The following is an 8,031-nucleotide window of genomic DNA, read 5'->3' on the forward strand; positions in this document are numbered from 1 at the left end:
ATCCAAGGTCAGGGTCAGGGCGTCGTCGGCATTGTCGTTGGCCGTCTGCAAACGCACCTGAAACGGACCACCGGCGGCCATGGGACCAAAATGGCTGCTGATACCGTAAACGTAACCACGCTTCTGCCGCACTTCGTCGGTGAGAATGGAGGCAAAGCCGCCACCGCCGAGCACCTGGTTGCCCACATACAAGGCCACATGGTCCGGGTTACCCCGCCAGGTGGCCTGATTGCCGAGCAGGATATGGGTCTGGACGGAGGGAAAGGTAATGTGCCGGCGTTGACGCTCGGCGAGCGGCGCGGCCCGCTCCAGCGGCGGCGCCGCCTGCCCTTGCGGCAGGGCTGCGCTGATGTCCCCGGCAATTTTCTCCGCCTGCGCGCGGTCCAGATCACCCACCATGGCAATCACGGTGTTACCCGCCGCGTAGTAGGTGCGGTAGAAAGCCTGCAGCTGGTCACGGGCAATGGCCGGCAGACTTTCCAGGGTGCCATCGCTGGGCTGCCCATAGGGATGGCCAGCAAACACCGTGGCCTGGAAGGCCTTGTTCACCTGCGGGCCGGGCACCTGGGTTTCCATGCGCAGCCCCTGCATCATCTGGGTACGAATCCGCGCCAGCGTATCCTGCTCAAACGTGGGGCTGCCGATCACCTGATTGAACAGCGCCAGTACCGGTTCACGGTACTGCGCCTCGGACAGGGTGCGCAGGCTGATCACCCCCATGTCCCGGTAGCTGGAGGACGAAAAGCTGGCGCCCTGATCTTCGAAACCACGGGCAATATCGTCCACGCTCATGCCATCAGCGCCTTCGCCCAGCAAGGCGCTGGTGAGTGAGGCCAGGCCCGGGTGCGCACCATCACGGGCGGAGCCGGCATCACTGACCAGACGAATATCCAGCATGGGCAGCGCATCGCTGGCCACAAACAGGACTTTCGCCCCTTCCCCGGTTTGCCAGGACTGGATATCCAGCGCCGGCGCTTGCGGGTCGGTTTCTGCCACCTGCGCTTCGGTAGTGGGGAAAGCGCCGGAAAAAGTCCCGGCACAGGCACTCAATAGCGCGCCCAGCACGAGCAGGCAGGCCAGTCGGAAAGCGTTCATCTTCATGGTTGCGGCTCCGCTTGCGGTTGATCAGAGGTGGGCGCTTTCGGTTTCACCGTGCCCACGGTCAGGCGTTCCGGCACCAGCCATTGCTGTGCCACGCGCTGCACGTCTTCGGCGGTGACCGCTTCCAGGTTCTCGGCAAAGCGGGCAGACAAATCGATATCCAGGCCCAGGGTGCTGAGCATCCCCAGCTCCATGGCCTGTCCCATCACCGAATCCTTCTCGTACACCTGGCCCGCCAGCACCCCGGCCCGCACCCGCGCCATTTCCGCGTCGGTGGGCAGCGTGGTTTGCAGCCGTTCGATCTGCGCCAGCAACGCTTTTTCCACTTGCTCCAGAGTCACCTCCGGGTTGGGGGCGGCGGTGAGCGTGAAGGTGCCATCGCCTCGCTGAATCCCGCTGTAACTGGCACCGGCGCCGGCCACCAGCCGTTGGCCGCGCACCAGATCCGTTTCGATGCGCGCACTCATGCCGCCATCGAGCACGCCAGCCAGCATGGTCAGGGCGTAGAAATCGGTTTTGTCTTCCAGCGTGACCAGCGACGGCACGTTGTACATCATGTACAGGGAAGGCACTTTTACCGGCAGATTCAGCGCCAGACGGCGCTCACCGGCCGGCGGATTCACCGTCTGTTTGGGCCGTGGCGGGGTCTGCCCGGCGGGCAGATCGGCAAAGAATTTTTCCACCAGCGGCTGTACCTGCTCGCGGGTCACATCCCCGGCGATCACCAGGGTAGCATTGCCCGGCACATAGAACCGCTGGTACCAGCTGCGCGCCTGCTCCGGCTGCAGCTGGGCCAGCAGCGAGCGCCAGCCAATAATCGGGTGGGCATAGCCAGTGCCCGGACGGGCCACGGCCTGGAATTTTTCCCAGGCCAGCGCATTGGGGTTATCGTCCGTGCGCATGCGTCGCTCTTCCATCACCACGTCCAGCTCGCGGGCAAATTCCTCGTCATCGATTTCCAGGTGCCCCAGACGTTCCGCTTCCAGCTCCAGCGCCAACGGCAGGCGCGACACTTCGTATTGCTGGAAGTAAGCGGTGTAGTCATAACTGGTAAAGGCGTTATCGCTGCCCCCGTAGCGGGATACCAGCCTGGAAAAATCGCCGGGGCCCAACTTCTCGGTGCCCTTGAACATCATGTGTTCCAGCACGTGGGCCAGCCCGGTCTCAAATGGGGCTTCATCAATGCTGCCCGCCTTGAACCACACCATCACGGTGACCACCGGTGCACGGTGATCTTCGCGTACCAGCACTTTCAGGCCGTTATCCAGCGTAAAGGCATGGGTCGGCAGCGCCGCCTGGGCGGTCAGCGACCACAGGCCCAACGCCAGTACCGTTATCAGTCTTTTCATGAAATACCTCTATTGGGGGCACACCTGTGTTGAGAACCACAAACCCGAAGCTGCTCCCCTCTCCCCATAATGGTAGGATAGCGGCGCGTTCGCCCCCGCGAACGGCAACTCTGCAAGCAGGTCCTTTTTTTCTCCGGCATAGCATACCGGGTTATCGCCCTGCTCTTGCAGCCTCATTGCAAAAGAAGGGTCACCCTTCTTGATTGGATACGACTGATCATGAGCGACGAAGTTTCCCGCGACGACGACAACCGCCCACAAGCGGACGGAAAACCGGAAGAAAAGAAGACCGGTTTCTGGAAGCGCATGTTCACCGGTGTGGAGGCCGACGAGGCACCCACCCCGCCGTCCGAGCCCGCTGCAGAAAACGCACCGGCACCCGCTGAGCCTGCCCACCAGCCACCACCAGCGCCGGAGCCCATGCCTTCTGCGCCAGCCGCCCCCGAGGGAAGCCCTCAGGATGAAGGCGGCGACGGCGGTTTCTGGACCCGCATGAAGCAGGGCATGAGCAAGACCCGCAAGGGGCTGGGCAAGGGCCTGGCCGACCTGCTGGTGGGCGCCAAGGAGATCGACGACGAGATCTTCGAGGAAATCGAAACCCAGCTGCTGGTAGCCGATGTAGGCGTAGAAGCCACCGACGTGATCGTGCAGGCCCTCACCGACCAGGTGACCCGCGAAGAGCTGGTGGACGCCGATGCCCTGTACGAATCCCTGCAAAACGAACTGCGCAAGCTGCTGGTTCCCGTGGACCAGCCCATGCAGATCGACGGCAGCAAAAAGCCCTACGTAATCCTGATGGTGGGAGTGAACGGGGTCGGCAAGACCACCACCATCGGCAAGCTGGCCTGTCGCTTCAAGGGCGAAGGCAAGAGCGTGATGCTGGCCGCCGGCGACACCTTCCGGGCGGCCGCCGTGGAGCAGCTGCAGGTATGGGGCGAGCGTAACGACATTCCCGTGGTAGCCCAGCACACCGGCGCCGATTCCGCCTCGGTGGTCTATGACGCGGTGCAGGCAGCTCAGTCTCGCGGCGCCGATATTCTGATCGCCGACACCGCCGGGCGCTTGCATACCCGCGGCAACCTGATGGACGAGCTCACCAAGGTGACCCGGGTGATGAAGAAACTGATTCCGGATGCCCCCCATGAGGTATTGCTGGTACTCGATGCGGGCACCGGACAAAATGCCATCAACCAGGCAGAACAGTTCCGCGATGCCGCTGGCGTGACCGGGTTGGCACTCACCAAGCTCGACGGCACCGCCAAAGGCGGTATCCTGTTTGCCTTGGCCAAACGTACTGGCCTGCCGATTCGTTTTATCGGCGTCGGGGAACGACTGGAAGACCTGCGTCCCTTCCATGCGGAAGAGTTTGTGCAGGCACTGTTTGAAGATGTGACGGGGTGACAAGTTCAAAGTTAAAAGTTGAAACGCGGCACAGGCCGAAGCGGCTTGAGTGCCCGTGCCCGCGCTTTTCCCTTTGAACTTTAAACTTTTTACTTTGAACTGTCCGAAGGACGCCCATGATTCAGTTTGACCGGGTCAGCAAACGCTACCCGAACGGGAAAGACGCGCTCAGCAAAGTGGGATTCACACTCCCCGCCGGGCAGTTGACGTTTCTCACCGGTCACTCCGGGGCGGGCAAGTCCACCCTGCTGAAGCTGATCATGATGATCGAACGCCCGACACAGGGGCAGGTGCTGATTGATAACCAGAACCTGAACGGCTTCAGTAATCGCCACATCCCCCTGCTGCGCCGCAAGATCGGCATGGTCCACCAGAACCACCAGCTACTGTTCGACCGCAGCGTCTTCGATAACGTGGCCCTGCCTTTGATCATCGCCGGCTATGCCCGTGCCGACATCGGCAAACGGGTGCGCGCCGCCCTCGACAAGGTGGGCCTGCTGGACAAGGAAAAGCTCAACCCGATCATGCTCTCCGGCGGCGAACAGCAGCGCGTGGGTATCGCCCGGGCGGTGGTCAACAAACCCCCGCTGCTGCTGGCCGATGAGCCCACCGGCAACCTGGACCCGGCCCTGTCCGAAGAGATCATGGACCTGTTCAAGGATTTCGCCCGGGTCGGCGTGGCGGTATTGATCGCCACCCACGACCTGAGCCTGATCGCCCGCTATAACCACCGCCTGCTGACCTTGCGCGAAGGCCGCCTGATCCATGACGGCGACGAATCGGGAGAGGCCCATGGCGCCTAACAACACCAACAAGGGCAAAGGCAACCGGGGCACCCGCAGCGCCACCCCGATCAAGCCCGGCCGCCAGAAAGCAGAACGGCCGCGCCGTGTGGCCGGCGCCCACAGCGCCCAGACGTCATTGAAAGACCGCTTTATCAGCTGGCGCCAGCACCACCTCGACTCCCTGCGCGATGCCCTGCAACGCCTCAATGCCGCCCGTGCCAGCAGCGCCATGACCATTCTGGTCATCGCCATCGCCCTGGCCCTGCCCGCCGGGCTGGCCGTGCTGCTGGACAATGCCCGCGCCATCACCCGCGGCTGGGACGGCAACGCCCACCTGTCCGTGTTCCTGGATATGGATATCAGTGAGGCCCGCCAGCGGGCGCTGGCAGAAGAATGGCAAGGCACCGAAAACATCACCCGCACCGAAGTGATTACCCGTGCCCAGGCGCTGGCGGAGTTCAAGGCCCTGTCCGGTTTCGGTGATGTACTCGAAGCCCTGCCGGACAACCCGCTCCCCCCGCTGATTGTGGTTTTCCCGGACAGCACCGACCCGGTGACCCTGCGCGCCCTGGAAAATCGCCTGGGCGAGGCCGATGACGTGGACCTGGTACAGCTCGATGTGGAATGGGTACGCCGCCTGCACGCCCTGATTGAACTGGGCGAAAGGTTGATCTCCGCCCTCACCCTGGCGCTGGCCGCCGCCGTGGTGCTGGTCATGGTAAATACCATCCGCCTGGCCATTGAGAGCCGACGGGAAGAAATCGTGGTAGTGAAAATCGTCGGCGGCACCGATGGTTTTGTGCGGCGCCCCTTCCTGTATACCGGCTTCTGCTTCGGTTTCGCCGGCGGCCTTACCGCTGTGATCCTGGTGCAGGTTGCCCTGTGGTGGCTGGGGGGCCCCATTAATGAGCTGCTTTCGTTATATAGCAGTGAGCAATCACTCACCTCCATGGCCGCATCCAGTCTGGTCATCCTGCCCCTGTTCAGCGGCGTACTGGGCCTGCTGGGCGCCTGGCTGGCCGTGGGCCGCCACCTGGGCGATATCGAACCCAACTTCTAAGCTGCCAGGCTCAAGACGCGCTGGGCGGATGACCCTGACAGGGGGAATCCGGCAAACCAGCCGGAACGCCCGGGGAACCTCACTACCCCAACGCCCTCTAACACTGTGTTCATCCCTGCTTAACACGGGCGATGCATGCTCTTAAGCAGCGATCAACTGAGTCGATCAAACGGAACTTTTTCACCTATTAGCACTCTATAGAAGCGAGTGCTAATATCAGGACTCAAACGGATTGGGATGCTCGTCAACGAGCGACGCCAACGAGGAGAACACGCGCATGACACACCTTTCAGAACGCGCACAGGCGCTCACATTAGCGGTACCGGGTAACGACCTGGATGCCTACATGCGAGCCGTTAACGCCGTGCCGGTACTCAGCGCAGACGAAGAGCAACGCCTTGGCGAACGCCTGTATTACGATCAGGACCTGGATGCGGCACGCAGCCTGGTGCTGTCACACCTGCGCTTTGTGGCTCATATCGCCCGTAGCTACACCGGTTACGGCCTGCCACTGGGTGACCTGGTGCAAGAAGGCAACGTGGGCCTGATGAAGGCAGTGAAACGCTTTGACCCCACCAAGGGCGTACGCCTGGTGAGCTTTGCCGTGCACTGGATCAAAGCAGAAATCCACGAATACGTGATCAAGAACTGGCGCATCGTGAAAGTGGCCACCACCAAGGCCCAGCGCAAACTGTTCTTTAATCTGCGCGGCCAGAAGAAACGCCTGGGCCGCCTGACGATGGAAGAAGCCCAGCGGGTCGCCGACGATCTGGGCGTCACTGCTGCACAGGTCAAGGAAATGGAAGGCCGCCTGGGCGCCTACGACGCCAGCTTCGACGGCCCCACCAACGATGACGACGACAGCACCGTCGTGTCGCCGGCAGCCTACCTGCACAGCGACAACAGCGACCCGGCAGACCTGATCGCCGAACAAGACCAGCAAGACCGCGAAACCCGTCAACTGGGTTCCGCCCTGATGGCACTGGACGACCGCAGCCGCGACATTCTGGAACGCCGCTGGTTGGCCGACCAGAAAGCCACCCTGCAGGAGCTGGCCGATGAATACAGCGTGTCTGCCGAGCGCATCCGCCAGCTGGAAAACAACGCCATCAAGAAGCTGCGAAACGCCATGGCGTAAAGAGACGCAACAGGCAACACGCCAAAGCCCCTTTTCGGGGGGCTTTTTTGTGCCGTTTTACGGCAACGACACGCATCATGCGGTCGTACCTTATTCCCGCTGCAGGAACCGAGCTTGCGAAGGTAACAGCCACTGGCTGGCCGTAAGGGTGAGCGAAGCGAATAACGCCACTTGAGGCGCGAATAGCGGCCCCTCGCAACCCCTTCTCGTTACTCGAAACGACATCCCTCGCCAAGGCTCGGGTTCGCGCCCCAAGCGGCGCTCCTACCCTCGCAACGAATGTACCCCGCGACACGGATATTCCGGTACACTATGCAACCCGAGGCGGCACTCGTTTTGACCGCCACTGCGGAGTCCTGAATGAAAACCCTGCTTATCCTCGGCGCCCTCAACAGCGCCCTTGCCGTCATGCTCGGCGCCTTCGGTGCCCATGGCCTGAAAGCCCGCGTGGATGAATCCCTGCTCGCCACCTGGGCCACCGCCAGCGAATACCATTTCTTCCATGCGCTGGCACTATTACTGGTGGGCTTACTGGCGAAAACGTTCGGCGCCTCCAGCATGGTCACTGCCGGCTGGGTGTTGTTTGCCGGAATGCTGGTATTCAGTGGTAGCCTGTACGTACTGGTGTTGAGCGGGCAGAAATGGCTTGGCGCCATCACCCCGCTCGGTGGCACCGCGCTAATCATCGGCTGGCTGATGCTGGCCTGGTCCCTTTTCAAACACGCTTGATAAAGATCATGAAGCTCACCGTTAATGGCGATACGCTTTCCCTGGACGGCAATACCATTGCCGATCTGGTAACCCAGCTGGAGCTGGCCGGCCGTCGACTGGCCGTGGAAGTGAACCGGGAAATCGTCCCGAAAAGCCAGCATGCCGATTTTTCCCTGAACGAGGGTGACGTGGTGGAAATCGTCCATGCCATCGGCGGCGGCTGACACTCACACCTGAATTGCCCTGACAGCCAATTACTTACCGAATTATCGAGGCCAGAATGTCCGATCTGCTTACCATTGCCGGAAACACCTACTCCTCCCGCCTGCTGATCGGTACCGGCAAATACAAGGATTTTGACGAGACCCGTGACGCCATCGAAACCAGCGGCGCCGAAATCGTCACCGTCGCCATCCGCCGTACCAATATCGGCCAGAATGCAGACGAGCCCAACCTGCTCGACTACATCACTCCGGACAAATACAC

General features: G+C 61.8%; 8 protein-coding genes and 1 pseudogene. 7 read left to right on the forward strand and 2 right to left on the reverse strand.

The features are described from left to right. Both A3754_RS14250 and A3754_RS14255 read right to left on the reverse strand, forming a co-directional pair. On the reverse strand, positions 1 to 1,101 hold a 1,101-nt coding region (locus A3754_RS14250), incomplete at its 3' end, for a pitrilysin family protein (RefSeq protein ID WP_063520226.1). Further along, positions 1,098 to 2,450: a pitrilysin family protein gene (locus A3754_RS14255; RefSeq protein ID WP_063520227.1), complete on the reverse strand. Its 1,353-nt coding sequence runs from the start codon at positions 2,448 to 2,450 to the stop codon at positions 1,098 to 1,100. The genes A3754_RS14250 and A3754_RS14255, both read right to left, overlap by 4 nt. A gap of 219 nt (positions 2,451 to 2,669) precedes the next feature. Here A3754_RS14255 and ftsY point away from each other — a divergent pair, with 219 nt between their 5' ends. The 7 genes and pseudogenes from ftsY to A3754_RS14290 form a co-directional block, all read left to right on the forward strand. After that, positions 2,670 to 3,851, forward strand: coding sequence for a signal recognition particle-docking protein FtsY (gene ftsY / locus A3754_RS14260; RefSeq protein WP_063520228.1), 1,182 nt, complete (start codon positions 2,670 to 2,672; stop codon positions 3,849 to 3,851). A 116-nt stretch (positions 3,852 to 3,967) separates the two neighbouring features. Then, positions 3,968 to 4,654 carry a cell division ATP-binding protein FtsE gene (ftsE, locus tag A3754_RS14265; RefSeq protein WP_007150059.1) on the forward strand — a complete coding sequence of 229 codons (687 nt, stop codon included), beginning with the start codon at positions 3,968 to 3,970 and terminating at the stop codon, positions 4,652 to 4,654. Then, on the forward strand, positions 4,644 to 5,696 hold the full coding sequence (ftsX, locus tag A3754_RS14270; RefSeq protein ID WP_063520229.1) for a permease-like cell division protein FtsX: 1,053 nt from the start codon (positions 4,644 to 4,646) through the stop codon (positions 5,694 to 5,696). The genes ftsE and ftsX overlap by 11 nt, the downstream gene beginning before the upstream one ends. Before the next feature lie 277 nt (positions 5,697 to 5,973). After that, on the forward strand, positions 5,974 to 6,834 hold the full coding sequence (rpoH, locus tag A3754_RS14275; RefSeq protein WP_063520230.1) for an RNA polymerase sigma factor RpoH: 861 nt from the start codon (positions 5,974 to 5,976) through the stop codon (positions 6,832 to 6,834). A gap of 360 nt (positions 6,835 to 7,194) precedes the next feature. Beyond that, complete coding sequence (locus tag A3754_RS14280; protein ID WP_063520231.1) at positions 7,195 to 7,563, forward strand: DUF423 domain-containing protein; 369 nt, start codon at positions 7,195 to 7,197, stop codon at positions 7,561 to 7,563. A gap of 8 nt (positions 7,564 to 7,571) precedes the next feature. Continuing rightward, the gene (gene thiS / locus A3754_RS14285; protein ID WP_063520232.1) at positions 7,572 to 7,769 is read left to right on the forward strand and encodes a sulfur carrier protein ThiS; all 198 of its coding nucleotides are present in this window, start codon (positions 7,572 to 7,574) and stop codon (positions 7,767 to 7,769) included. Between the two features lie 56 nt (positions 7,770 to 7,825). After that, positions 7,826 to 8,031, forward strand: a pseudogene (locus A3754_RS14290) (thiazole synthase); the annotation flags it as partial.

The sequence above is a fragment of the Alcanivorax sp. HI0083 genome (genome assembly GCF_001635175.1).